A 25,512-nucleotide genomic window follows, 5' to 3' on the forward strand; every position below is an offset into this window, starting at 1 on the left:
ACTTAGGTTAGACTCAATTTACCGCTGAAGAGACTAACGGTAATGATGTGAATACCAATTTTGTTCGAATCCTGATGAATAATATTGTGCTTACGTACTCCCCAAAAGAGGGAGAAACTCTCCCAAAAAAGTGCATTGATAATTGTGGAGAACTCTACCTGTTTCGTATAGCTGAATAAAAACATACCATTTATCTTGGTACGACGATTGCTCTAATAAATAAATCCTCAAATATTAGGAGCATCAACTTGTCACTCAATAATATTACTTTTCACATGATTCAGGGTGGACCGACACCAGTTGCACCATTCAGCCATGCAACCGAATGCGACGGACTTGTTTTCGTGACAGGACAAATGCCTGATCAACCCGGTTCGCCCGGTGTTTTACCTGAAGGAATAGAAGCCCAAACCGCAAATGTCATGGCAAACTTAAGTATAGTATTAGAAGGATTAGGTCTGAGTTTAAATGACGTAGTGATGACACGTGTATATCTCACACGTTTTAAGGAGGACTATGCAACATTTAACGACGTTTACAAAACCTACTTTAGAGAAAACCGACTTCCAGCTCGAACTTGTGTTGGAGTTACGGGGCTTGCATACGATGCGCTTGTAGAAATTGACCTCGTTGTGCGTCGCCCTTCAAATATTCAACTCTGACTATAAAAACGTAGCAGGTCTCAAAAATATGTGGTTTGAGACCTTTTTGTCTTATGTAACTATGCTCTGGCTAAACCATTCATTTTCAGGAGAAATGCACATCACACACAATTTACATATAATTTACTTATATTTAACCTTTAGTGTATCGTATACCAATTAGTTGAGTGGTTTATGGACTTCATTCTAACTAAAAAGGGGCATTTTCGAGTCTGTAATTATTGTCCGTCGAAAATACAAAGAAAGTTGAAGTTATCCCCTATAACTCTTCCAACCTAATGGAATATGTATGATGCAAAAAATTTTCATAACTTGTGTTTTATCGTTACTAATCACCGCTTGTGGTGGTGGCGACTCGGCTAGTTCAACTAGTCAAAATAATCTTCCCAATCCAGACTCCGACCTCGGAAGCTCTTACCAAAACTCAAAGTCGGACCTCCTTATTCGTTATAGCAACTTGCCAGTACAAAACATCAATGGATATACACCACTTACCGATGCAATTGCATATATCGATGCGAACAACGACGGCTATACAGATGTATTTGTCGCAACCGGAAGTTATTTACTAGAAGGAGAAATTATCAGTGAGTTATTTCTAAACAATACCAGCAATCAATTTAGCTATAACAACGGTCCCTTTAATGGTGATGTAGTACCCGCGACTCACGCTCGTAAAACAATAGTGGCCGATTTTAATGGCGACTCGCTTTTAGACATGTTTATTGCTGATCACGGATACGATGCTTCCCCTTTCCCCGGTAACAATCCAAAGTTAATCATTCAAGATAATGCAGGCAGCTTTTCATGGACAAGAATGACTGATCAAACAGGATTTCATCATACTGCAACGGCTGCCGACATAGACAATAATGGTACTATCGATGTATTTGTTGGTGGCCATTCTCCGTTTTTTTATATCAACGATGGTAATGCAAACTTTACTTTCAACGACTCCCTTTTTCCTTCACGAACCGTGTATTCATCTGAGTTAATCGACGTTGATCAAGATGGTTACGTCGACTTATTAATTGGTGCCCATGAATTTGATGGTGCGGCGACCGTTATATACTGGGGTAGTAGCGGCGGAAGCTTCACTGATGCCAACAGCACGACGCTAACCTCTGTTGACTCTTATGGTACAGTTCTGGATTTTGAAGCTGAAGATCTGGATGGAGACGGAGACAAAGACGTGGTTGTTACCCGTACCGGTGGAGGTAACAGTAACTTTTATCAGGGTGTATATATTCAGCTACTAGTTAACAACGGCAGCCGAGCATTTACTGATGCAACAACACAGATTAATGACAACGGAACTGCGAGTGATAGCTGGTTCCCTTGGCTACGAGCTCAGGACCTCGATGATGATGGCGATATCGACTTATTTTCAGATGATATCGATGATAACTTTCTGCTAGTGAATGATGGTAGTGGTAACTTTACTCGCTCCACACTTTAAACTTATATCAAACTTTTAATAAGTTCTTATAACCAGCGCCATATTACACAAAACAAAAACGCCCTATCATACAAAGATCGGGCGCTTTTATTCTAATACATCACTTATCTATATTTACCAAGCATTTAGCATCCAAGTCACTTTCTTTTGGCTTTGAATGTAACCGTTTATCAATGCTACTGAACTTTTGTCATTCGCCTTTACCACTTTACGTTGTTGACCAAAGCGTTGACCTATAAGTGAGCTAATATCTGCAACTAAAAATTTCATACCATCACCTTTTTATCTGTTTTATTTTTCTTCGTTTCGTTGATAAGAATAATATGGGCTAAGTGTATGAAAGAAAAATCGCATATAACCATTAATTTAATAGGGATAACCTATCTATATTTATGATTAGCACTAGAGTGCCACTATCGTTCGTTATTAGAGATTGAAAATAGACAGTTCATGAGTGTCAATCTTGGTAAAAATATGATCAGGTTAAGCATCAGTGCATCGAATGCATACTCACTTCAACTCTTTGCTAACGCTCCGCCGAGCTATCCATGGCTCGACGGGTTTGCTTATCGACGCCCATTCACTGATCAGGAAATTATCCAGAATGGTATTATTCTTCATCCTACAAAAACGCCTTCTATGTAGAAGGCGTTTTATCGGTTATTTTGTATTAGCTAAGTTCTTCAGCTAGTAGTTGTTCTTCTGATTTCAGCTTTTCTGTTTGTCCAAAACCTCGCAGACCGACGACATGCACATGCTCGTGGTCTTTAAACACCTTACGCACCAATTTATAGGTTGTTCCCTTCTCGGGACTGATGTTTTCAGGAGCTGCGATTAGGAGCTGCATATCTAGACGGTCACACAGTTCAAACAGTGTTGCAATTGACTTAGAGTCCAGACGCGCTGCCTCATCTAAAAATAGCAAGCGGCATGGAATAATATCTTTACTGCGTAGACGACGAGACTCTTCTTCCCAGCTTTGGACCACCATCAACAGAATTGACTGACCAGTACCAATTGCCTCACCAGTAGACAGTGCGCCAGACTCAGCTTGTAACCAACCATCTGAGCCACGACTTACCTCAACACTCAACTCTAAGTAGTTACGGTAATCCAGCATTTCTTCGCCCAGAACCTGAGCCGAACGCTGACCCATATCGATATGTGGGTTCACACGTTGGAATAGCTTCGCCATCGCTTCAGAGAAGGTGTAGCGAGAGCTTTCAAACAGATCTCTGTGCTGTTCGTGATGATCAGAAAGACCCGCTAATAAGATCTCATGGCTTTCACGCACTTTAACGTTTAGACGTACGCCTTTCACCTGACCGAAGGCGATGTTTGACAAGCCTTGGTTAAGCATACGAATACGATTCTGCTCACGATGAATTGTCTTACGAATAATGCTTGCAACCGATTCAGAGCTTATCGCTAGACGGTTCTCACGTTGAGTCAGCTCTTCCGTTAAACGCGCCAGCTCAACTTCCATCTCTTCGATAGCTTCTACTGGGTCGTCGGTACGGATAATGTCTTGACGAATGCGCTCACGAAGATGCTGATAAACTGCAATGTAGAACAATACTTTACGTTCTGGACGTGAGTTATCTTCTGACTGACGTAATGAATCACGCAAGTCTTCGTTATTGGCTACCGCTAGACGAAGAGCACCTAATGATTTATCGGACATTGAACGAAGTTCATCCGCTGACAGATAAGCAAGCTCACGTTTGTGCAGACGACGTTCAACATCATTTTCACGCGCTAAACGAAGTACAGAGCACCAACCCGCTTTTGCGTTTACAACGAACGTGCGCAGGTCGCGATAATCTTTTTCAACTTTCTTCAGACGTTTCACTAGCGCTTTCATCTCAAGGTCCGTTGAAGTGATAGTACGTTCGTATTCACTCTTACGTGCTCGAGAAGTATGTAACCGTTCGTAGAGTTCATCACGGCGACGTTGGGCACGTTCTAGTGCACCTTCATCAGCATGGACGCCAAACTCTTGCAACTCTTGCTTAAACTCTTGCACCGTTTCAAGTTTAGCTTGGTGTGAACTCTTCAGCGATGCTAACACCTGATTGTATTGACTCACTTGCGCTTGAGACTGCTTGAGTTCTTCACGAGTGCGATTTCGGGTACTTTCCGCCTGTACCAGTTTCGATTTTAACTGCTCACTTAGCTCACTACTCTGATTCAGCATATCCACTGAGTCGGAATAAGCGAAGTGATGGCGGCGTTCAACCAAATCCGATAACGCAAAAATCTGTGCTTTCAACTGTTGTAGTTGTGCATCCGCTTGCTGGTATTGCTCTTCCAGTACATCAAACTGCTCTGGGTCTGCATCCAGTGCATTTGCCACTTTTTCAAGCTCTGTGATAGTTTTCCCATGAGCCGAAATAAAGCTTTTCGATTCGCTCAATTGAGCAATCTTTTGCGCCATTTCTTCCACTCGTTCTGCTAAAGAATCGTCTTCAATCAACAGCATATTTGGCGCAATTTTCTCGAGCGCAGAAATTGCCTGCTTGCTGAGATGAACTTGGCTGCGCTGCTGCTGGTCTTGGCTATCTAGTTCAGCCAGAGTGCGCGCGACCTGATTACGCTTTTCGCGAGCGACTTGAATTGCTTGTTCAGGGTCTGCATCGAATGCGACCTGTAAATGCTTAGCTACAAACTCATTAAAGCTGCTGAACAGTCGTTGTAGCTTTTGCGAATCAAAAGCGGCTTTCGCGTGTTGTTCCACCACTTCTTCACGTTCAGAACGTAATAGTTCCAAACGCTGTTCACGTGCAGCTCGACCAAACAATGGGATTGCTGGCAGACGTGAATAACGAATCTGGCGATCGTTAAACTGAACGCAAACAGCACCATCAAGTTCTTCTGCGTTAAATGAACTGTCATCGAATGCGTCTACATCACCTTCAATTAGGTAAAGGTCTTCAGGACAATCATCCAGCTCAATTAATTTCTCTTTGATACCAGTCAGGTCAGACACCACAATCGCGTGACGTGCAGGACCGTACATCGCACTGAAATAAGGTGCATCGTCAATGGTGATATCGTCATAGATTTCAGACAGCAACACACCGCCAAGCGTATCAGCCAGACCTTTTAAACGCGGATCGTTCGAGCCACTTGGCGAAGCTAAACGTTCAATGTCCCGTTCTAAAACTTCACGGCGTTCTGCAAGCTTATCTTTAGCATTGGATTGGACTTTTTCTTGCTCCAATACACGTTGCATCTCAGCCATGACAGATTGGCTGTTCGCTAACTCTGCACCACTTTGCTCACGCAGGATTTCTAATGCATCGTTGGCTTTAATCCAAGCTGGAGCAATTGATTCTAGCTGAGTAATTTTGTGTTGTTGATCTTGTTCTAAGCGACGTTGTTCACTACGTTTTTCACGCAGTTCTTCTTGAGTCGACTCGAGATTCTCCAACACAGCTTGATGGCGCTCCAACTCTTGCTCTACTGCCATTTCATCACTCAAAGTGACATTGTGTTGCTTCTGATAATCATCAAGGAGTTTACGAACACCGGTTTGTTGTTCCAAGCGACGCTCTAAATCTCGCTGCTGGGCATACCACTGTTGTTCGTTTTGCGTAATTTGCCGAGCTTCATTAGCTCTGCGAATCAGCGTTCTTGCTTGTTGAGCGGCATCTTGACGCTCAACATTACCTAATACGCTCTTCACTAAACTAAAGGCATGCTCAAACTGAGACGCCGCCGCAGATGACATATCTAATTTGTGCTTTAGCGATAGCAACTCAGATGTGCGTTGTTCCTGCTGCTGTTTAAGCACGGTAACTTTTGCCACGGCATTTTCAGCACTGATGGCGTCATCACCCAGTAACTGCTGCGCTTTATCCAGCGCATGCAGCGCCTGTTGATACTGTAGCGCGCGTGTTTGTTGCACATCCAGCGCTTGCTGGTAGTCAGCGAGTTGCGTCTTAAGACTGTCTACTTCTTCTTCTGCAATTGTCGCTTGATCTTCCGCTTCATGGAGACGCTCTTGAGCTTCTTCAACCACCATCATCTGTTCTTCAAGACGCATGTTCAGCTCTTCAAGATCATCCTGATAGCGTTCAATTTTCTCTTGCTGACGCAATGCGTTTTGAACCAGTTGCAGATGGTCCGAAGCCCCCTGATGGTCTTGCTCAAGTGCGGATTCTTGTTCAACCAATAGCTCAAGTTCTTCATGCACTCGATTGAGTAAGCTGTTTTGCTCAATCAAGGTTTCACGAGAACTCATCAACTCTTTACGCAGTTCAAGCGTCTGACTGACTTTGTTGCGACGGTCATTAGCGTGGCGCATGTAGTCAGCGGCTACGTAATTGGTCGATTCGGTAATCAGATGCTTGAACAGATCACGGTCTGCTTGCGTTGATTTAATTGCTTCTAGCGTCATGCGGTTTTCACGCAGCGCCGATTCCATATCTTGGAACGCTTTCTTTACCCCGCCGTTTTGTGGCAATAAGTAGTCGCGAAGCGAACGAGTAATGGCACTTGAAATACCACCGTATAAAGACGCTTCAATTAAGCGATAGAATTTTGATCGGTCGCCACTACTGCGTAATTTCTTCGGTAGTACACCGAACTCAAACATCTGTGCGTGGTAATCCACTGTAGAGCTGAATGCTTTGAAGTGAGCGCCTTCAATTGCTGTTACCGCCGCTTTCACATCGCTGATTTGACGGACACGAGCATGTTTGTCAGAGACTGTTTCAATCAGAATGTCAGTCGGCTTTATATGGCTTGGCAAACCTTGAATAAGGAATGGCTTAATATCTACTTTCTTATCACGACCAGCAACTTGTTGCAGCTTTACGCCAAACAATAAACGTTGTTTGCGAGAGTTTACGACATCAAGTGCCGCGTAACACGCACCCGGCTGCAATTTACCGAATAATCCTTTGTCACGAGACGCCTGCGAGCTACCAGCCTCAGTGGTGTTGCGGAAATGCAATAGGCTTTGGTCAGGAATCAACGCGGTGATAAATGCAGCCATTGTGGTTGATTTACCAGCACCGTTACCGCCAGAGAGTGTCGTTACTAAGCTATCAATATCAAATGTACGAGCAAAGAAGCCGTTCCAGTTGATCATGGTTAGCGATTGATATTTACCTCTTTCAATCATGCTTCACCTTCCAATTCTGTTTCATCGGCTTGATCTTCTTCATCTGTCAAAGAGTCTTCTTCTAATAAACCATCATCTAACAAACCTTCACCTAACAGACTATGCTGATTCGGTTCCTGGTTATGCACAACAGCTTCACCATCGCGGATAAGACGTAGTTGCGCTTCACGCATGTCGTCACCAATACGAACATCAGCACCAAAGCGGAACACTGCTTCGCTAATGCTGAATTTTGTGGTTTCACCGATATTGATAATCATACCTAGGCGACGCAGACGACGAAGCGATGCGCGTACTTTCTCAAACAGTTTCTCTTTGTCCAAATCAGAGCCATTAGCTCTGTTGGTCACTAACTTCATAAGCTTTTTTTCATCGGTTAGTGAAAGTAACTCTTCATACAGTTCTTGATTGGTAAAGATGCCCTCGTGAGCCAAACGCTCAGGACTGAGATAAAGAAAACAGAGCACTTTACCCACCAGCATGTCTAGTTCAGACAAAATACTGCGGCTAATTAACGTCGTTGAACGAGGGCGTAAGTAGAAAAAACCTTCCGGTGCGCGCACCAGTTCAGTGTTATAGCGTTGGTAAAAATGCGCCAACTCCGTTTCAAAATCCGATAGGAACGCGTGATTATCTAAATCGTCGCTAGAGACATGTCGACCAGCACGTAAAGCACTATCGAGTGCAGGGAAAAGCGGATTGCTGATCGCTTTAGCCAGATTCTCTGGCATGTATTCATTAATATCTGTCGATGACATTTGCTTGTACCTTTGCACCAAAGTCGTTGATTGCTTGCCAGTCTGGCTGAATCGCTTGGTAGTCCGACTCTGAGTAGCCGAGTCGAACTGCTTGATCAACAACAATTCGTGCTAAATCAAAATGATGTGTTTTTGGATGGGTAGCGAGGTAGTCACGTAATACCGCACCCAAATCTATCGCTTGTCCTTGGTCTTTATGCACTTGCAGCATAGCGCCGATTGTTTCAGCAAGCTCATCGTTTACTTGCTGGAATTCTTCGTATTCAACTTCATCAGGAACACTACCAGTAACTTCCTCGTCACGTAGCACTAATGCTTCATCACGCAGATCCATAAGGCGGTCTGCATCGGCATAAGTTAAATACCAAGGTTGTTCAAAGTAGTCGTTAAAGGATTGACGCAGGCGTTGGCTAAACGCGCGATTTTGGTCCATATCGATAGCCGTACGAATAAACTTATGTACGTGACGGTCATAACCGATCCACAAATCAATCGCCTGCTGCCCCCAACTCGTTATGCGATCAAGTTTCATCTGCAAGCCAAATAATGTTTCTTCAATGAACTCAAGTTCAGGATTGCCATACACGCTTTCCTGTATATCTAAAATTTGAGTTTGAAGTTCATCGCCTGCAGTTTGTAACGTATCTTGCAACTCACTTAATGTGGTGGAGGTTTCAGAAAGCAACGCTTCACAGTTATGAATGGCTTCACGCCAATCTTTATTCAGGAGTTCGGCGATTTGCTGTTTTACGGATTGTTGTTGTTCATCCATGACGCGTTGGTTTAAATCAATGCGGTCAAAGATTTCACCTACAGAGTATTTCAGCACACCGAATACATTCTTTTTCCAGTGCCCAACTGAACCACCTCGTTCTGCAGATTCAACCGCCTTCGCCATTTCATCAGCCAACATTGAAAGCTGAATAGAAAGCTTTAACTTAGAAAACTCTCGATGACGAACGTAGTAATCAGTAATGCCAATCGCCAACGGCGATAGGCGATATATGCTAGCCCCATCAGTCAGTTCGCTGGTAAAGCGGCTGATCAGACGTTGTTTAACTAATTCATTAATGGCGTTGTTAGCGCGAAAAGCCGACGCTTCACCTGTATCTTCAAACATTCGAGTGACTATAATGAACGCATCGTGCAACTCACCTTCACCGAGTTCTTCATCAAATCTGTCATTACTTAGCACTGCAATTGCGATTAAAAACGCGAGTCGCTCAGTCGTTAGATTTAATGAGAAATCATGCTGCTTTACCCAGCTAACCAATTCATCAATAGGTTGCTCAACAGCGTTCTGAGTTAACTCACCCATTGTTATTCCTGTTATTGTTTTTTCTTAGCCCATACGTGTATGTATCGGCCTAATGAGAGGTATGGCTCCTGACGACAAAATTTTCGTTCTAAAGCCAATACATCATCGTATTGGTATTCGCCCATATTTTTCACATTGCCAATGTAATCACTAAAACAGCGAATACCAGATTTACCTTGTATCTCAAACCCTGAATCCTCTATCCACTGATACACTTCCGTAGGAAGCAATCCAGTTTGAGGCTGAAGTTTGAAGCGTTTTCTATGCGGCATTCCCTCTAATACATGAGGAATATTGCCACATACTGCATTTTTATATACAAGCCCGTGGTAGTTGTAAAACATGATAGATGCCATGCCACCCGGTCTCACTTGAGCTAACAAGTTTTCTAAAGCGGGTTTTGGCTCAGCCAACCACTCCATCACAGCGTGAAACATCACCACGTCAACTGGCTCAGTTAAATGCTCCTGTATATTTTGCACAGGAGAATGGACCAACTGATATTGATCAAGCAAGCCATTATTGGCAATATCCTGCTTAGCAAGATTGAGCATTTCAGAAGAAAGATCACACAAGGTCACACGATGTCCGAGCTTAGCGAGCTTCTGTGACATCTGCGCTAGTCCCCCGCCAGCATCTAGAATGTGCAACGGAGTTTCTGATTGGTCAAAACTTGCCAACAACTGCGTCAGGTCTTCCCACACAATTACTTGACGGATTTCTCCTTTATCGGAGCCATAGATATTTTTTACAAATTTGTGGGCAATATCGTCGAAATTACGATCTTCTGTCACAGCGGCTTGGGTTATCATAGCGAATTCGTGCTGCTATTTTGTCATAGGAATAGCAGGAATAAAGAGGGTTTCACCCTTTTTATTGTCAAGTGCTGTTTTTTCGGACTATTTTGTTTATGTTTGAGCTGAAAAAAATTGTTTCATCCTTTTTAATGCCCTTACCAGCACTGCTGATTGTGGGATTTATTGGCTTAATGCTGATTATGTTTACTGCCAAACGTAAAACTGGCAGCCTCATCGTTCTGTTTTCTCTAACCAGTCTTTTTCTTATTTCGTTTCAACCCATATCAACAAGTTTGTTGATGCCTTTAGAGCGCCAATACCCCGCGTTTCTTCCTGTCGAAAGAAACATTGATTACGTGATGGTTTTAGGTAATGGACATGTTGTCGATGGCTATATACCACCAACTTCTGAACTATCACGAGCAGCATTAATGCGTTTAACGGAAGGAATACGTATTGCTAGGATGTACCCAGGATCCAAATTGATTCTTTCAGGTTATGCTGGTGGCAGCGAGTTTAGTCATGCTCGTATGTTAGCACGAGTCGCATTAGCACTCGGTGTAGCAAAGTCTGACATCGTGTTGTTAGAAACAGCAAAAGATACTTGGGAAGAGGCAAGACAAGCTGCTGCATTCGTACAAAGCAAAAAGTTGGTACTAGTGACTTCCGCCAGCCATATGGAAAGAGCAATTAAAGAATTTAATTCCGCAGGATTAAACCCGATTCCAGCGCCAACCAACTTTTTAGCTCAAGCTAACATTACTCAACCCTGGGATAAATACACGCCTCAAGCACGCTATTTGGAGCAAACCGAGCGCTTTTGGTACGAGAGCCTTGGTCAGCTTTGGCAAAAGATGCGCGATTATGTTGCTGGCTCTGATGGCAAACTAACACAAGATAAGTAGCTCCTTGCAAAGATGATATGAAGACCCGCTTTATGCGGGTCTTTTTTCGCCAACCTTCGCTCAACAAAGGTCTTCGATCTGCATACTTTAGTTCGCAAATTTCGTACAGAGCGTAATTATTGCTTAGACTTAGATAAAGAAAAGTACGGAGCTAAGTAATGAAAGAAATTAAAGCCTTTAACGAAAAACGAGCTGAAATCTATTGGTGGCTTTCAGGTTTGTTTGCTTGCGAACTCAGTTCACAAGACTTGTCACATTACTCATCCCCCGAAATTTACAATTTTCTCGCAGGACTTAGTGAAAACGACCATTTAGCAGTCTCCACTCACAAACTATGCGCAACTCTCAAGCAACTTCTCAAACATGAAGATGCACAAGTGCAAATTGCTAATAGCTTCTATAACCTATTTCTAAAATGTGATGGGAATTCGGCTCTCCCGTACGCATCTCTTTATATTGATAAATCAAAAATGAATAATAAAACTCCAGCACAAGCAATTGCTGAGTTAATGGAGCAAAATGGCGTACATGTTCAAGAGCAGACAAATGAATCATATGATCATCTCGCTATCGAATTAGACTTTCTCGGACACCTCATTATTCGCTCTAACGAACTTGAGAAAGAAGCCCGTATGGAACAGGCCCTAAAGTTCCAAGCGGACTATATTCGTCATCATCTATTGAACTGGATACCTGATTTTTCTTTTGATTGTGCGAGCAAGGATAAATTGGGATTTTATTCATCAATTTCAGTATTATTGGTCGCTTTTTTAGAGCTTGATTTAAACTATCTTACAGGCAATTGAAACTCATCGTTGGTTCAACAAAGGGCATGAATTGTGACTACAGTTAAGTTTGCGCTATTGATTTGTCGTTGCTAGCTAACCATTTGCGGTTTAAACTCAATACCATAAAAGATGAATCATTATTTAAAACTCAAACCGCTATATCGAAGCGGTTTTTGTGTTTTAACGACTTTAGGCTAGAAGCTTTATAAACTTCGCCGCTGCTGAATCCGGCCAGTAATGTGGGTTGTTTACCTAATAAAAAATTTAGCGAAATCAGCAGTCAAAACAGGACAAATATATGGCTACGATTAAAGATGTTGCTCGCTTAGCTGGCGTATCAACCACAACCGTATCACACGTAATTAATAAAACTCGCTTTGTTGCTGAAGCAACTCAAGAAAAAGTTCTCGAAGCAGTAAAAGAGCTAAACTACGCACCAAGTGCCGTAGCACGTAGCTTGAAATGCAATACTACCCGCACCATTGGTATGTTAGTTACTCAATCAACCAATCTATTCTTTTCTGAAGTCATCGACGGTGTAGAAAGCTACTGTTACCGTCAGGGTTACACACTGATTCTGTGTAACACAGGTGGCATCTACGAGAAACAAAGAGATTACATCCGAATGCTGGCTGAGAAGCGAGTGGATGGCATTTTAGTCATGTGCTCCGACCTAACACAAGAACTGTCAGAGATGCTTGAAAGTCATTCGGACATTCCAAAAGTCATCATGGATTGGGGTCCAGAAGCTTCTACTGCTGACAAAATCATTGATAACTCTGAATTAGGGGGCTATTTAGCGACTAAATACCTTATCGACAGAGGTCATAAAGACATTGCTTGCTTAAGTGGACACTTACATAAACTCGCTTGTCAGGAACGAATTGCGGGGTTCCGTCGCGCTATGGCAGAGGCGAACTTGACAGTGAATGATAACTGGATTCTTGAAGGCAACTTCGAGTGTGATACAGCAGTACTAGCTGCAGATAAAATTATCGCAATGGATAAAATGCCGACCGCTGTGTTCTGTTTCAACGATACAATGGCACTAGGGTTAATGTCACGTTTACAACAAAAAGGTGTTCGTGTACCCGATGACATTTCGGTAATCGGATACGATAACATTGAACTTGCAGAGTACTTCTCTCCGCCCCTAACCACGATTCATCAACCAAAACGTCGTGTGGGCAAAAACGCATTTGAGATTTTGTTAGAACGAATCAAAGATAAAGAGCATGAACGTCGAATCTTCGAAATGCATCCAGAAATTGTAGAGCGTGATACAGTAAAAGACCTTACAAAATAATTAGTTACTCTATTTAAGTACCGTTCAATAAGAGCCAGTGAAATTCATCTCACAAATATTAAAACAGTAATAAGCTCGCAAACCCAATATTCAAACTTTGATCAACGTCACATTTAGTTCACATAAATGTGATGCTTATTCAAAGTTTTGTTTATTATTTTGAAAGTAATGTCACGCACAGGGCAAACCATCTGAAAGGGTGGGACGCAAAGCCTCCGGCCTAAACCAATCCATGTTAGTTCATAATTGGTAGGTAGCGGGGTTGCCGATGGCAAAAAGGTATACATGAGTTGACGCTTGATTGACATGCTCAATGTATTCTTTTGCTATTCTCTCGGACCTGAATTTGGTGGCGTATTTATTAATACACCGAGACTAACAGCATGGATAAACCAGTACTAAAAGACTCAATGCGACTTTTTGAGCAACTAGGAAGCGTAAAATCGCGTTCTATGTTCGGAGGGTTTGGCATTTTCATCGATGACACGATGTTTGCTCTGGTCGTTAATGACCGACTACACATTCGTGCGGATGATCACTCCTCAAAGAATTTCCAACAACAAGGCTATGAACCTTACGTTTATAAAAAACGTGGTTTTCCTGTTGTGACTAAATACTTTGCCTTACCTGAAAATGTGTGGGATACCCCGCATCTAATTATTGAAAAAGCAAAGCAAGCCTTAGATGTCGCGAAACAAGAACGCGAGACTCAAGCTAAAGCGAAACCAGACCGACTTAAAGATCTTCCTAATATGCGTCTTGCTACAGAACGTATGCTCAAAAAAGCAGGAATCGATTCTGTTGACATGCTGCAACAGAAAGGCGCAGTGGCTGCGTTTAGAGCCGTGCAAGAGACTCATGCCACAACTGTTGGTATTGAGCTTTTATGGGCTTTAGAAGGTGCAATTGAAGGTAAGCATTGGTCTGTCATTCCCCAGTCTCGCCGCGATGAATTAATGCAGAAACTCTAGTTTCTATATTCGACTTAAAGATACAAAGCACTCTTCATAGGGTGCTTTTTTATGAATAATCAAAACCAAAATGAAATTTAAAGTCGGCTCTGCCTTTCCTATTCTCTATACATGATACCATTCTGGATAATTTCCTGATCAGTGAATAGGCGTCGATAAGCAAACCCTCCGAGCCATGGATGGATCGGAGGAGCTTCAGGGACGAATGAATGCGCGTTTGCGTTTGACGCCTATTCGCTGTTCTACCGATGCTCAGTCTGATCATATTTTTATCTAGGATGGTATGAGGAGCAAGTGATGGTTTTATCCAACTATTTTGGAGTTAACGATGAGTCATAAACTGATACTAGGGTTGATTTTAATTACCCTCATCGTTGTTATGGGTACTGAGTTTAGCCAATATCTCACTCTGGAATATGCGAAAACTCAACAAGCAGCCCTCTCTCAATACATAGACCAGAACCTCGTTTTTTCAGCTATTGCTTACTTTATCGCATATATTGTGATTACCGCTTTATCCATTCCCGGAGCTGCCGTTGTTACTCTTCTCGGAGCGGCTTTATTTGGCTTTTGGTTTAGTCTTATCTTAGTGTCTTTTGCTAGTACAATTGGTGCGACCCTCGCTTTTCTTAGCAGCCGATATTTGCTTCGCAATTGGATACAACACCGTTTTAGTGACAATCTTTCTGCCATCAATAAAGGTGTAGCGCAAGATGGTGCATTTTATCTGTTTACACTAAGATTGATTCCAGTGTTTCCATTCTTTCTTATCAACCTACTTATGGGCTTAACACCGATTTCAACGACTCGTTATTACCTAGTTAGTCAGTTGGGGATGCTCCCAGGAACGGCTGTTTATCTCAATGCAGGCACTCAACTTGCTGATATAGACACTCTGTCAGGAATACTATCTCCAAGCGTTCTACTTTCTTTTGCGTTATTGGGCATATTTCCGTTTTTGGCAAAACAAGTACTGACTAAACTTAAAAAGAGAACAATCACCGACGAGTAATATGAAAATATTCATTGCTCAACATCCAACTGAAGCACATATTGTGTGCGGGCTGTTGCGACAACAAAATATTCCCTGTGAAGTTCGAGGTGAAACGCTTTTCAGTGTCCGCGGGGAAATCCCTTTTGATGAAGCCTCTTCACCTTATGTATGGCTTTTGAATCTGAGTTTGCTCGAACAGTCCGAACAGGTTATAAGTGACTACTTACAACCAGCATTCCCAAATCAGCCAGATTGGGTCTGTAAGCATTGCGGAGAGAATAACGAACCGCAATTCGGATTGTGCTGGAATTGCGGCTATGAGAGCATCTAGAAGGCTTTTAAGCGTTAATGGTTAACTGCTTGTGGATGAAATCGATGGAAACTCGGTTAAATACTTCAGGCTGTTCAATATTGCACACGTGCCCACAGTCCGGTATTTCCCATAGTTCACTTTTCTCGTGCAATGCCACCATATCTTTAACAGGCTGGATAAACATATAGTCACGCTCGCCCATCAAATACAGGGTGGGTATCGGTAACTCTTTATCGCGAAAATAACGCATCATTGGATTAATCTCTGCAGTAAGAGTAAACCAACGTTTGAATTCTTTCTGGCAAAGCTTCTTCGCTTCTCGGACAAACAAGTTTCGAGATTGCTTTTGACTTCTTTGCGGCATAACGATATAGGCAAATAAACGGTAGAGCCACATATATGGTACAAAATTCTTACTTATATGCCCCAATTTAACCAAGATTTGCGAGCGGGTATTTAAACGGGTGACCGCACCACCCAACACCATAGAACTCACGCGTTCTGTTGCCAACTCTGCAAGGTTACGTACGATGATCGTCCCAAGAGACATTCCGACAAAATGCGCAGATTGAATCTTTAAGTGATCGAGAACTCGTAATACATCTAACGTAACAGACTTAAACGTATATTTGTTACTGATCAGATCTTTGATGAGCTGAGGGGATTTTCCGTGACCACGCAGATCAACAAACAACAAATTAAAATGCTGCTTATACGCTTTAATTTGCTTAAACCAAATGGACGAACTGCCTCCTGCACCATGTACAAATACCACCCATTCCTGACTGGTTGGATGATGGTAAATTTTATGAAAAAGCATGCTTTGGGGCATTGGTACCACTTAATTTAATGTGAAACAGAATAGACTGAGGGTACCACATCCTCCCCTTTCAAGGTGATTAGAGTTGTTAAATAATGCTACTCTACCTCGACCAGATCAAAAACAGAGCTTTAAAGCTCTGTTTTTGTTCATTTATCTATCTAGTCAAAAATTGCGTAGTTATACATCTTTACGTACTCCAACGCAGATTCTCGCCAACTGAAGTCACACCTCATTGCGCGTTGTTGAACTTCTAATAATAAATCTGGATGTTGAAGATAAAAAAGTAACGCGCGTTGCATTGTGATGAGTAATGCTTCTGGTGATGGCTCTTGGAAACCAAAACCAGTAGCTTCACTAGGGTATTTATCGTAATCCAACACGGTATCTTTTAGGCCACCAACTTCTCGCACAATCGGCAAAGTACCATAAGCCATACTGTAGATTTGGTTCAAACCACAAGCTTCGAACTCTGACGGCATTAAGAAGAAATCAGAACCAGCTTCAACAAGGTGCGCAAAGCGATTACTGTAAGCCTCAACAAAAGCAAATTGTGTTGAATGCACGCTGGCTATCTTGTGTAACTGATTTGCTACTTCGGGCTCCCCCGTTCCCACGATAACCAATTGAACATCGTTACGCAGAAACTTCTCCAAAATAGGAAGAATGTAATGGAAACCTTTTTGATGCGTTAGTCGACACACCATTCCAAATAGAGGAACGTCACGCTGCGGAAGCTGCAATTCTTCTTGCAACACTTTCTTACTGGCAGACTTACCCTTCTTCAACGATTTTGCTTCGTCTGAATAAAATTCTGGCAAGTATGTGTCCGTTCTTGGGTTCCACTCACTGTAATCACATCCGTTAACGATGCCATGTAAATCACGTGCTCGGCGTACAAAATCATCAACCAAACCATGAGAACCAAGAGGAGTAAGAAGCTCTGACGCGTAATTCGGACTTACCGCATTGACTTTGTCTGCAAATGCAATACCTGCTCTGAGCATACTGATATGGTCATGACCATACTCGAGGAACTCCATCCCCGACAAATTAAGTTCTGGAATGACTTCTAACTGATGATGAGAAAATATGCCTTTAAACATCGCATTGTGAATGGTTATGACACTTTTGACGCCAGTAAAGTAAGGGTCGTTTCTGAAGCGAGTTTTGAGAAGAAATGGAACTAACCCTGTATGCCAATCGTTAGCATGGATAATATCAGGTTTAATTCCTAGCTTAGGCAACACATCTAAACACGCTGCTGAGAAAAAGCCAAAGCGTTCTCCGTTATCAGGATAGGCTTGGTTGTGCTCAGCATAAAGTTCAGGACGGTCAAAATACATATCGCAATCAATGAGGTAAACAGGCACACCCTCAAGCTCTCTTTGACGAACTTGATAGCGAATATGTGGCCAATGAGTAAGTTCGGTTTCGAGAATCACTGGCGATGAATCTTTTTCAGGTACGCTGCGATAACCAGGTAAAACTATAGCGACTTGGTGGCCAAGTTCCAGCAAAGCTTTAGGCAGAGCCTTGGCTACATCAGCCAAGCCTCCACTTTTTACTAACCCTTGAGCTTCTGAAACGGTAAACCACACATTGAGTTGTTCCTTTCTAGAATCCAACTTTTGTTCCTTTTGCAATGACGACGATTCCGTCGTCAGACACGTGGAATCGTTGTCGGTCCAATTCTAAATTTTCACCAATGACAGTGCCGGGAGCAATTTCAACATGTTTGTCGATGATCGTGCGCTTGATTGAGCACCCAGCCCCTATTTTCACATCACCCAAGATAACAGATTCACTAATCAAAGAGCCAGCCGCAATGTTACTTCTGAATCCTAAAACTGATTTATAAATAGTTGATCCTTGGATATAACTTCCACCGGAAATTAAACTGTCTGTGATTTTAACTCTACGCTCGCCAGAATCAACAAATGTCGCTGGAGGTAGAGGTGGATAGTAAGTATGCAACGGCCAGCTACGGTTATACAACGAGAAAGGTGGCTTTTTATCGAGTAGATCCATATGTGCAGCCCAATAGGAATCTATCGTGCCGACATCTCGCCAATAAGTCGTCTGTATCTCACCTTTAATTTTGTTTTGGGAGAAGTCATAGACATAGACGCCACCATCAGGAAACATTTTAGGAATAATGTCCTTGCCAAAATCATGGCTAGATTCCATGTTTGCTGCATCTTCACGTAATTCAGCGCAAAGCACACAGGATTTAAAGATGTAGTTACCCATTGAAACTAAAGACCAATCAGGTTCTCCCGGTATTGATTTTGGATTATCCGGTTTTTCTTCGAAGCCGATCATCTTACCATCACTGTCTACTTCAATTACGCCGAATTTGGAGGCTTCTGCCCTAGGCATACGCAACGCAGCGACCGTCAACTTGGCTTGCTTCTGACTATGGAAATCGAGCATTTGGCGAATATCCATCTTATATACATGGTCAGAACCAAAAATGCAGACATCTTCCGCACCAGATTGCTCAACAAACACAATATTCTGGTATATGGCATCTGCCGTGCCTTCATACCAACGTTTACCGTCACGCATTTGCGCCGGAATAATGTCAATAAAACGGTTGGTGATACCTGTAACATTCCAACCTTTTTTCATATGCAGATAAAGGGATTGAGACTTAAATTGGGTTAAAACGTAGATTCTCATTAAGTCTGCATTAACAAAATTATTTAGGGCAAAATCGATCAGCCGATAGCTACCACCGAAAGGCACCGAAGGTTTCGAACGCGTTTCGGTTAAAGGCATCAAACGAGATCCTTCACCGCCAGCCAGAATCATTCCTAATACACCAAACATATATAACTCTCCATTTATAATATTGACGTCTACTTTGGTTATTGAGGGGGGAATAAAGTAGCGTTGCAGATAGTAGCGGGAAGCGTCACAAGGTCAGACCAGATAAAGCAACAAGTTACATATCAGCTCTAAAATTTATAGCAGGAGAAGCTGTGTTAAAGATGACAAACTCATACATTAGTTAAGGGTAATATTCTAAAGTATGAGTTCCAGCACAAGTTCAGTTCATTTAATTGCATCAACCCGACAATAGCCTGCTGATGATTTCGCTGTTATCAAAAAAGAAAAGAGTAGCTTAACGCTATAATGCCGTTCACTTAAGGTGAGCGGCATTGTTTTTTCTAGGGTATCGGCTTGGCTTTTTCTTAACGACCCTAGGGAAGGATCTTTCTCGCCTAGGTTCAAGTATTAAGCTCTCACTCATTGAGTAGAAGTTTTGGAATTGCCTCGGGATTGCTCCTGGTGACGAGTATGGAAGTCCCACTATCAGGCGCATGATGTGAGCTAATGCTCCATTGAAGCTAAGTTGATATGGCAAGTAATCTCCATTCAACGTATTACACATCTGCACCATTTGATACCTGACTAAGTTATAGGTCAGTAGTATTCCCCAGAGTTCTTGCTTCACTAATTCAGGGAGTCGACTTCGAAGTGTGAGTCGGTTGCCAAGCATATATTGTTTTTGTTCTCGATACCCAAGCTCAATCTCCCAACGGTATCCATACAGACCCACTATGTCCGATTTGGGGTAAAGCATAGGGTCAAGCATTGAGGTGAGAACATCGTATTGCTTACCCTCTTTGACTCTCGTGATTAAACGTACAACCACTTCTTGTTCCAGCTCTGGCCACTTCTTACGTGCTTGCGGGTTACTCTTCAGTTTTATCAGTTTATCTTGGCGGCCGAGAGACTGAATGACATCATAAGTGAGTCCTTTTTTCATTGGGATAAGCCAATGTCGATTTATGCCTTGCGAGCTCCATGCTTGAAGTAGGCCAAGAGAGTAAAAGCCTTTATCAAAAAGGGTTAAGCTATTATCAGGTGTCGTCTCTATCAGTTGCTCTGCTAACTTCATTTCATTGACGCTATAACAGTCAAAGGCACTGCCTGTGATTAAATGGCTGCTCAATTCCATCTGACATACCATGCGCACTTGTGGGTACTGTGTTTCTTTACCGTCACGATTGGTAGGCTTTGCAAACGCTTCAGCGTTCTCTTTTGAGTCCTCCGTTCGCCACAAAACACCATCAACGCCAAGAAGAGTGAGTCCGTTCCAGTTTGGTAAATTCGCCAGCTTAAACCAATGACTTTGCGTACACTCAAAAAGAGCTTTAGCCGCTGACTCACCGAGGTTTTTTCTTCGCTGTGTTAATGCACTTGGAGCAACAAATGGTTTACCTGTGCGGTCAACAATATCGAGCATATTTACAATGTCTGCCATGGATTTATCGTTATAGATTGCCATTCCAACCAGTAACCATGCCATCGACTCTAAAGTTAGCTTTCGTTTTCTTAGCGTAACAGTATCGGTAAGCTCGTAAGCACTATTGATGAGTTCAATGGGCAGGAGGTCAGCGAGTGTCTCAACTTGATTGGGTTTATAACTGTTGATGATGTCGAGGGCTTGAGAAACGTGCATAAAAAAATCCGATAAACAGAGTCTATCGGATTTTTACATACAGGTAGGATCATTCAACTGATCTGCCGATTAAAGTCTTAACTGATCGGCATTATAGCTTAACGCTACCCTTTTCTATTATTGATTGAAGACTCATTGATTAAGCGTTTTTACGCTTATCTGTGATGTCCCATTTTCCATCGATGTATAGAGCGGTCCAACCTGATGGCTTCCCATCATTTTCAGTACGAACATAGTGTTCTTTGCCCTTACGGCTAAAACGAACCACCGCAAGACGACCATCAGGATCTTTCGCAGGCGCTGTTGCTAAATAGTGGAACTTCTCTGGAAGACGTTCTTTATACTTAGCCAGTTCTTCAACTAGAGGCGCACGAGTTTCGCGAGATTTAGGGAAGTTACTTGCCGCAAAGAACAGACCAGAAGCACCGTCTCGAAGAACGAAGTAAGCATCTGAGTTTTCACATGGCAATTCAGGGAAATGTACTGGTTCTTCTTTTGGTGGAGCAACTTCACCATTACGAAGAATCTTACGAGTGTTTTTACACTCGTCGTTTGTACAACCCATGTACTTACCAAAGCGACCGTTCTTAAGCACCATGTCTGAGCCACACTTATCACACTCAACCACAGGACCATCATAGCCTTTAACTTTGAACTCGCCTTCTTCAACAATATAACCATCACAGTTCGGGTTGTTACCACAAACATGAAGTTTACGCTTATCGTCAATTAGGTAAGCATCCATTGCTGTTTCACAAATTGGACAACGTTTCTTGGCACGTAGCGCCGCAGTTTCCACGTCTTCTTCAAGAACATTGATTATGCCTTCTTCGCTGCCTAAGTTAATCGTTGTCTTACAACGTTCTTTTGGTGCTAATGCATAACCAGAACAACCAAGGAATACACCTGTAGACGCTGTACGAATACCCATCGGGCGTGAACAGGTCGGACAAAGAATGCTGGTTTCCACGATATGATTTGGTTTCATACCACCGTGGTCTTCTTCTTGTTCTGCTTTTTCTAAATCAGTGCTGAAATCGTTAAAGAAGCTATCAAGCACTTCTTTCCAGCTGGTTTCACCAACCGCGATTTGGTCGAGTTTCTCTTCCATACGTGCGGTGAAATCATAGTTCATCAGGTCGTCAAAACTTTCATCTAGACGGTCAGTAACGATCTCGCCCATCTTCTCTGCGTAAAAACGACGTTGGTCAACTTTCACATACCCACGGTCTTGAATGGTTGAGATGATTGAAGCGTAAGTCGATGGACGACCAATGCCACGTTTCTCAAGTTCTTTAACCAGTGCAGCTTCGGTATAACGAGCTGGCGGCTTAGTAAATTGCTGTCTTGGGTCCAATTTCTCAATTGCAAGTTTATCTCCTACTTTCACAGCAGGAAGAATCTGATCTTCGTTTTTGCCAAGAGGACGTTGAACACGAGTCCAACCGTCAAACTTTAGAATACGGCCCTTCGCTTTAAGCGTGTACTCTGCTGCTTTTACGCTCACTGTCGTTGAATCGTATTGAGCGTCTGTCATTTGACAAGCAACAAACTGGTTCCAAATCAGTGCGTACAGTTTGTGCGCGTCGGCTTCCATACCATCTAGGTCTTCAGCTTTCACATCCACGCTTGAAGGACGAATGGCTTCGTGCGCTTCTTGAGCACCTTCTTTGCTACCGTATACTTTTGCTTGAGCTGGAAGATATTGTGCACCAAATTCTGAATCAATATAGGCACGAACCGCATCCACAGCTTCTGTACTCAAGTTGGTTGAGTCAGTACGCATATAAGTGATGTAACCCGCTTCATAGAGACGCTGAGCCAACATCATGGTCTTTTTAACACCGTAACCTAAGCGAGTACTTGCCGCTTGTTGCAGAGTCGACGTAATGAATGGTGCGCTTGCCTTACTGCTTGTAGGACGGTCTTCACGTTTACAGACTTCGTAAACCGCTTTTTGCAACATCGCCACAGACGCCATTGCGTCAGCTTCGTTTGTTGGTCTGAAAGCTACACCGTCTTTCTGCGCAACTTCAAGGCGGAACTCTTCTTTGGTCGGCGTAATTGTGTCAGCGTGAATATCCCAAAACTCTTCTGGAACAAATGCTTTAATCGCACGCTCACGCTCAACAAGCAGCTTTACAGCCACTGACTGTACGCGACCGGCAGATAGGCCACGAGCCACTTTTTTCCACAGTAGTGGAGAAACCATAAAGCCCACAACACGGTCCATAAAACGGCGTGCTTGTTGCGCATTCACGCCATCCATATTCAAGTGTCCTGGTTTCTGGAAAGCTTGTTGGATAGCGTTTTTGGTAATTTCGTTAAAGACTACACGTTTGTATCGCTCTTCATCGCCACCGATGATCTCACGAAGGTGCCAAGCGATGGCCTCTCCTTCGCGGTCCAAATCGGTTGCGAGGTAGACGTGGTCAGCATCTTTCGCAAGTTTTTGTAGCTCTGCTACAACTTTTTCTTTACCTGGCAGAATTTGGTAATTCGCTTCCCAATCATGATATGGGTCGATACCCATTTTTTTGATTAGGGCGCCACGCTCTTTCTCTTTTTTAAGACGAGCTTTTTCTTCTACGCTGATATTTTTTGATACCGCAGCGGCTTTTTTGGCAGCAGTTGTTGCAGTGCTTTGACCTGCAGTTGGTAGATCGCGGACATGACCGACACTAGACTTAACAATGAAGTCTTTTCCAAGGTATTTATTAATTGTTTTCGCCTTGGCTGGTGATTCCACTATAACGAGTGATTTACCCATAATTTGACTCAAATGCCCTTAATCACTATGAAAACGCTCATTTAAACGGCGTTCTACATGGTTGCTTCTTTTTTTACTATCGAGCCGAACAACAAGAAGATCAACTTGTTTTTTTAAAATCGTTTTTATTTGCTCGACAAATCGACGAATTGTGCTTCTACGTTCAAAAACCTGCACATACTAAAATGGCTTGTTGCCATACGCGACTACAAACGAATTAAATATGGAGCAAATCACAAAAAGTGCAATTTAACAAATCCAACCATTCCTGTTTTCGATCATGGAAGTGACTACAGGTCACATTACACTTCCTGATAAATAAATTAGGTAAGGAGCTAAGTTGACAAGCGACTACCATTCGAAATTTAATGCCCAAAGTCAACTCAGTTTCAGAATTCGTTTTATGAGGTAACACATTAATGAATGACAAAAAAACCGTCAGTGAGTTTGAGCTTCTGCTTATTGCAAACCAGCTAATCCAGGACCACGATCAATATTTCGAAGGGTTGAGAGCAGACAGCGTTGAAGAAAAAGACGATGTACTGGTTTTCAAAGGGAACTACTTTCTAGACGAAAAAGGTCTACCAACGGAAAAGACGACCGTTGTGTTTAATATGTTCAAATACCTTGCTCATCAGCTTTCAAAAGAGTTCAGCGTCAAAAAATAATAAAAGCCTCTAAGGAGGCTTTTATTTCAAAGAGTTTAATGACTCAAACTTGCAAACTTCTCAAAATAATCTGGGAAAGTTTTAGAGGTACATTTCGGGTCATTAATCGTCACTGGAGTATCACTCAAAGCAACTAGCGAAAAGCACATCGCCATACGGTGATCATCATAGGTGTCAATCGCAGCGTGAGTTAACTTAGCGGGAGGTGTAATGATGATGTAATCCTCACCCTCTTCTACTTCAGCGCCTACTTTACGCAATTCTGTTGCCATCGCTGAAAGGCGGTCTGTCTCTTTCACTCGCCAGTTATACACGTTGCGAATCGCTGTCGTACCTTTAGCAAACAAAGCGGTGGTAGCAATCGTCATCGCAGCATCTGGTATGTGGTTGAAGTCTAAGTCAACTGCATTGAGTTCGCCGCGACGAGAGATAACGTAATCATCGCCCCACTCAATTTCTGCACCCATTTTTTCCAGAGCATCAGCAAACTGAATATCGCCCTGAATACTCTTCTTACCAATCCCAGTAACTTTAATTTCACCACCTTTAATCGCAGCAGCGGCAAGGAAGTAAGACGCCGAAGATGCGTCGCCTTCAACTAAAAAGTTACCCGGTGATACATAAGTTTGGCCAGCTGGAATCATGAACTCTTGATAATCACGGTTTTCCACCTTAACACCAAACTGCTCCATAATATGCAATGTGATATCGATATACGGTTTTGAAACCAATTCACCAATAATTTTGATGGTAATGTCGCCTTTCGCAAGCGGCGCTGACATCAGAAATGCTGTTAAAAACTGGCTTGAAATTGAACCATCAATTTCAACAGTACCCGACTCTAAACCAGTGCCTTTAATTCGTAATGGCGGAAAGTTTTCATTCTCCAAATATTCAATATTTGCACCAGCTTGACGCAGAGCATCCACTAAATGACCGATTGGACGCTCCTTCATGCGAGGCTCACCAGTCAGTACATAGTCACCTGTGCCTAAGCACAATGCAGCGGCTAACGGGCGCATTGCAGTTCCCGCGTTACCCAAAAACAGTTCTTGTGCTTGAGCTACAGTAAACGGCTTACCAAGACCTTCCACTTCACACACTGTTTTATCGTCTGATAGACGATATTGAACGCCGAGTTTAGTGAGAGCGTTCAACATATGACGAATATCGTCACTGTCGAGCAAATTAGTAAGTCGCGTTGCGCCTTGTGCTAAAGCAGCTAGCAGCAGCGCGCGATTTGATACACTTTTCGAACCTGGGAGATTCACTTCTCCACTGATTTTTTTAATCGGTTGTAACGTAAGGCTTTCCATTGATGCTGTGTTTCCTTGCACCGCCCTCATATCTGTATTTATTTGGAGCGATGTAAAATTCT

At 42.7% G+C, this 25,512-nt stretch carries 20 protein-coding genes and 1 riboswitch; of the genes, 9 read left to right on the forward strand and 11 right to left on the reverse strand.

Features of this window, described 5'->3' with window-relative positions; translation table 11 throughout:
* Window positions 1-248 precede the first annotated feature (248 nt).
* Window positions 249-662: a RidA family protein gene (locus G5S32_RS08820; protein ID WP_207621571.1), complete on the forward strand. Its 414-nt coding sequence runs from the start codon at window positions 249-251 to the stop codon at window positions 660-662.
* A 457-nt stretch (window positions 663-1,119) separates the two neighbouring features.
* Entirely contained in the window at window positions 1,120-2,121 is a 1,002-nt protein-coding gene (locus tag G5S32_RS08825) for an FG-GAP repeat domain-containing protein (protein ID WP_165311670.1), read from the forward strand.
* A 114-nt stretch (window positions 2,122-2,235) separates the two neighbouring features.
* Here G5S32_RS08825 and G5S32_RS08830 read toward each other — a convergent pair whose 3' ends face one another.
* The gene (locus G5S32_RS08830; RefSeq protein ID WP_165311671.1) at window positions 2,236-2,391 is read right to left on the reverse strand and encodes a ferritin family protein; all 156 of its coding nucleotides are present in this window, start codon (window positions 2,389-2,391) and stop codon (window positions 2,236-2,238) included.
* A gap of 180 nt (window positions 2,392-2,571) precedes the next feature.
* Between G5S32_RS08830 and G5S32_RS08835 the strand changes: the two genes are divergently transcribed.
* Entirely contained in the window at window positions 2,572-2,766 is a 195-nt protein-coding gene (locus G5S32_RS08835; RefSeq protein ID WP_165311672.1) for a hypothetical protein, read from the forward strand.
* A 25-nt stretch (window positions 2,767-2,791) separates the two neighbouring features.
* Here G5S32_RS08835 and mukB read toward each other — a convergent pair whose 3' ends face one another.
* The 4 genes from mukB to cmoM are packed head-to-tail and all read right to left on the reverse strand — an operon-like array spanning window position 2,792 to window position 10,122.
* Complete coding sequence (mukB, locus tag G5S32_RS08840) at window positions 2,792-7,252, reverse strand: chromosome partition protein MukB (RefSeq protein ID WP_165311673.1); 4,461 nt, start codon at window positions 7,250-7,252, stop codon at window positions 2,792-2,794.
* Window positions 7,249-8,010 (reverse strand): chromosome partition protein MukE, encoded by a 762-nt coding sequence (mukE, locus tag G5S32_RS08845; protein WP_165311674.1) that lies wholly within the window; start codon window positions 8,008-8,010, stop codon window positions 7,249-7,251. The genes mukB and mukE overlap by 4 nt, the downstream gene beginning before the upstream one ends.
* A complete protein-coding gene (mukF, locus tag G5S32_RS08850) occupies window positions 7,991-9,328 on the reverse strand; it encodes a chromosome partition protein MukF (protein WP_165311675.1) in 1,338 nt (445 codons plus the stop codon). The genes mukE and mukF overlap by 20 nt, the downstream gene beginning before the upstream one ends.
* Before the next feature lie 11 nt (window positions 9,329-9,339).
* Window positions 9,340-10,122 (reverse strand): tRNA uridine 5-oxyacetic acid(34) methyltransferase CmoM, encoded by a 783-nt coding sequence (gene cmoM, locus G5S32_RS08855; protein WP_165312759.1) that lies wholly within the window; start codon window positions 10,120-10,122, stop codon window positions 9,340-9,342.
* 89 nt (window positions 10,123-10,211) lie between these two features.
* On the opposite strand from cmoM, the gene elyC reads away from it, so the two are divergent.
* The 5 genes from elyC to G5S32_RS08880 all read left to right on the forward strand — a co-directional run bounded on the left by elyC (window position 10,212) and on the right by G5S32_RS08880 (window position 15,107).
* Window positions 10,212-11,030 carry an envelope biogenesis factor ElyC gene (elyC, locus tag G5S32_RS08860; protein WP_207621572.1) on the forward strand — a complete coding sequence of 273 codons (819 nt, stop codon included), beginning with the start codon at window positions 10,212-10,214 and terminating at the stop codon, window positions 11,028-11,030.
* A 158-nt stretch (window positions 11,031-11,188) separates the two neighbouring features.
* The gene (torD, locus tag G5S32_RS08865; protein ID WP_165311677.1) at window positions 11,189-11,836 is read left to right on the forward strand and encodes a molecular chaperone TorD; all 648 of its coding nucleotides are present in this window, start codon (window positions 11,189-11,191) and stop codon (window positions 11,834-11,836) included.
* A 280-nt stretch (window positions 11,837-12,116) separates the two neighbouring features.
* Window positions 12,117-13,124 (forward strand): HTH-type transcriptional repressor PurR, encoded by a 1,008-nt coding sequence (gene purR, locus G5S32_RS08870; RefSeq protein ID WP_165311678.1) that lies wholly within the window; start codon window positions 12,117-12,119, stop codon window positions 13,122-13,124.
* A 171-nt stretch (window positions 13,125-13,295) separates the two neighbouring features.
* Window positions 13,296-13,394: riboswitch (cyclic di-GMP riboswitch) on the forward strand.
* Window positions 13,395-13,507: 113 nt separating this feature from the next.
* A complete protein-coding gene (locus tag G5S32_RS08875; protein ID WP_165311679.1) occupies window positions 13,508-14,095 on the forward strand; it encodes a TfoX/Sxy family DNA transformation protein in 588 nt (195 codons plus the stop codon).
* Between the two features lie 328 nt (window positions 14,096-14,423).
* Entirely contained in the window at window positions 14,424-15,107 is a 684-nt protein-coding gene (locus G5S32_RS08880) for a TVP38/TMEM64 family protein (protein WP_165311680.1), read from the forward strand.
* Window positions 15,108-15,427: 320 nt separating this feature from the next.
* On the opposite strand, the gene G5S32_RS08885 is transcribed toward G5S32_RS08880, so the two are convergent.
* The 5 genes from G5S32_RS08885 to topA all read right to left on the reverse strand — a co-directional run bounded on the left by G5S32_RS08885 (window position 15,428) and on the right by topA (window position 23,466).
* Window positions 15,428-16,234, reverse strand: a complete 807-nt coding sequence (locus G5S32_RS08885; protein ID WP_165311681.1) for an alpha/beta fold hydrolase — start codon at window positions 16,232-16,234, stop codon at window positions 15,428-15,430.
* Window positions 16,235-16,383: 149 nt separating this feature from the next.
* The gene (gene glgA / locus G5S32_RS08890; protein ID WP_165311682.1) at window positions 16,384-17,850 is read right to left on the reverse strand and encodes a glycogen synthase GlgA; all 1,467 of its coding nucleotides are present in this window, start codon (window positions 17,848-17,850) and stop codon (window positions 16,384-16,386) included.
* Complete coding sequence (gene glgC / locus G5S32_RS08895) at window positions 17,840-19,057, reverse strand: glucose-1-phosphate adenylyltransferase (protein WP_165311683.1); 1,218 nt, start codon at window positions 19,055-19,057, stop codon at window positions 17,840-17,842. Before glgC ends, glgA begins: the two co-directional genes overlap by 11 nt.
* A gap of 313 nt (window positions 19,058-19,370) precedes the next feature.
* Window positions 19,371-20,696, reverse strand: a complete 1,326-nt coding sequence (locus tag G5S32_RS08900) for an IS4 family transposase (protein ID WP_165311684.1) — start codon at window positions 20,694-20,696, stop codon at window positions 19,371-19,373.
* 139 nt (window positions 20,697-20,835) lie between these two features.
* Entirely contained in the window at window positions 20,836-23,466 is a 2,631-nt protein-coding gene (topA, locus tag G5S32_RS08905) for a type I DNA topoisomerase (RefSeq protein ID WP_165311685.1), read from the reverse strand.
* Window positions 23,467-23,885: 419 nt separating this feature from the next.
* Here topA and G5S32_RS08910 point away from each other — a divergent pair, with 419 nt between their 5' ends.
* Window positions 23,886-24,134, forward strand: coding sequence for a DUF2498 family protein (locus G5S32_RS08910; RefSeq protein WP_165311686.1), 249 nt, complete (start codon window positions 23,886-23,888; stop codon window positions 24,132-24,134).
* 35 nt (window positions 24,135-24,169) lie between these two features.
* Here the strand turns inward: G5S32_RS08910 and aroA are convergent, their stop codons facing one another.
* Window positions 24,170-25,450, reverse strand: a complete 1,281-nt coding sequence (gene aroA, locus G5S32_RS08915) for a 3-phosphoshikimate 1-carboxyvinyltransferase (protein WP_165311687.1) — start codon at window positions 25,448-25,450, stop codon at window positions 24,170-24,172.
* Between the last annotated feature and the right edge of the window lie 62 nt (window positions 25,451-25,512).

It is taken from the genome of Vibrio ziniensis (assembly GCF_011064285.1).
Taxonomy (GTDB): Bacteria; Pseudomonadota; Gammaproteobacteria; order Enterobacterales; family Vibrionaceae; genus Vibrio; species Vibrio ziniensis.

What these genes read in the sequence shown, in the direction of transcription:
- G5S32_RS08830 (WP_165311671.1), bottom strand. Translation starts at nt 2,391, where the DNA reads ATGAAATTTTTAGTTGCAGATATTAGCTCACTTATAGGTCAACGCTTT.
- G5S32_RS08835 (WP_165311672.1), top strand. Translation starts at nt 2,572, where the DNA reads ATGAGTGTCAATCTTGGTAAAAATATGATCAGGTTAAGCATCAGTGCA.
- mukB (WP_165311673.1), bottom strand. Translation starts at nt 7,252, where the DNA reads ATGATTGAAAGAGGTAAATATCAATCGCTAACCATGATCAACTGGAAC.
- mukE (WP_165311674.1), bottom strand. Translation starts at nt 8,010, where the DNA reads ATGTCATCGACAGATATTAATGAATACATGCCAGAGAATCTGGCTAAA.
- mukF (WP_165311675.1), bottom strand. Translation starts at nt 9,328, where the DNA reads ATGGGTGAGTTAACTCAGAACGCTGTTGAGCAACCTATTGATGAATTG.
- torD (WP_165311677.1), top strand. Translation starts at nt 11,189, where the DNA reads ATGAAAGAAATTAAAGCCTTTAACGAAAAACGAGCTGAAATCTATTGG.
- purR (WP_165311678.1), top strand. Translation starts at nt 12,117, where the DNA reads ATGGCTACGATTAAAGATGTTGCTCGCTTAGCTGGCGTATCAACCACA.
- G5S32_RS08875 (WP_165311679.1), top strand. Translation starts at nt 13,508, where the DNA reads ATGGATAAACCAGTACTAAAAGACTCAATGCGACTTTTTGAGCAACTA.
- G5S32_RS08880 (WP_165311680.1), top strand. Translation starts at nt 14,424, where the DNA reads ATGAGTCATAAACTGATACTAGGGTTGATTTTAATTACCCTCATCGTT.
- G5S32_RS08885 (WP_165311681.1), bottom strand. Translation starts at nt 16,234, where the DNA reads ATGCCCCAAAGCATGCTTTTTCATAAAATTTACCATCATCCAACCAGT.
- glgC (WP_165311683.1), bottom strand. Translation starts at nt 19,057, where the DNA reads ATGTTTGGTGTATTAGGAATGATTCTGGCTGGCGGTGAAGGATCTCGT.
- G5S32_RS08900 (WP_165311684.1), bottom strand. Translation starts at nt 20,696, where the DNA reads ATGCACGTTTCTCAAGCCCTCGACATCATCAACAGTTATAAACCCAAT.
- topA (WP_165311685.1), bottom strand. Translation starts at nt 23,466, where the DNA reads ATGGGTAAATCACTCGTTATAGTGGAATCACCAGCCAAGGCGAAAACA.
- G5S32_RS08910 (WP_165311686.1), top strand. Translation starts at nt 23,886, where the DNA reads ATGAATGACAAAAAAACCGTCAGTGAGTTTGAGCTTCTGCTTATTGCA.
- aroA (WP_165311687.1), bottom strand. Translation starts at nt 25,450, where the DNA reads ATGGAAAGCCTTACGTTACAACCGATTAAAAAAATCAGTGGAGAAGTG.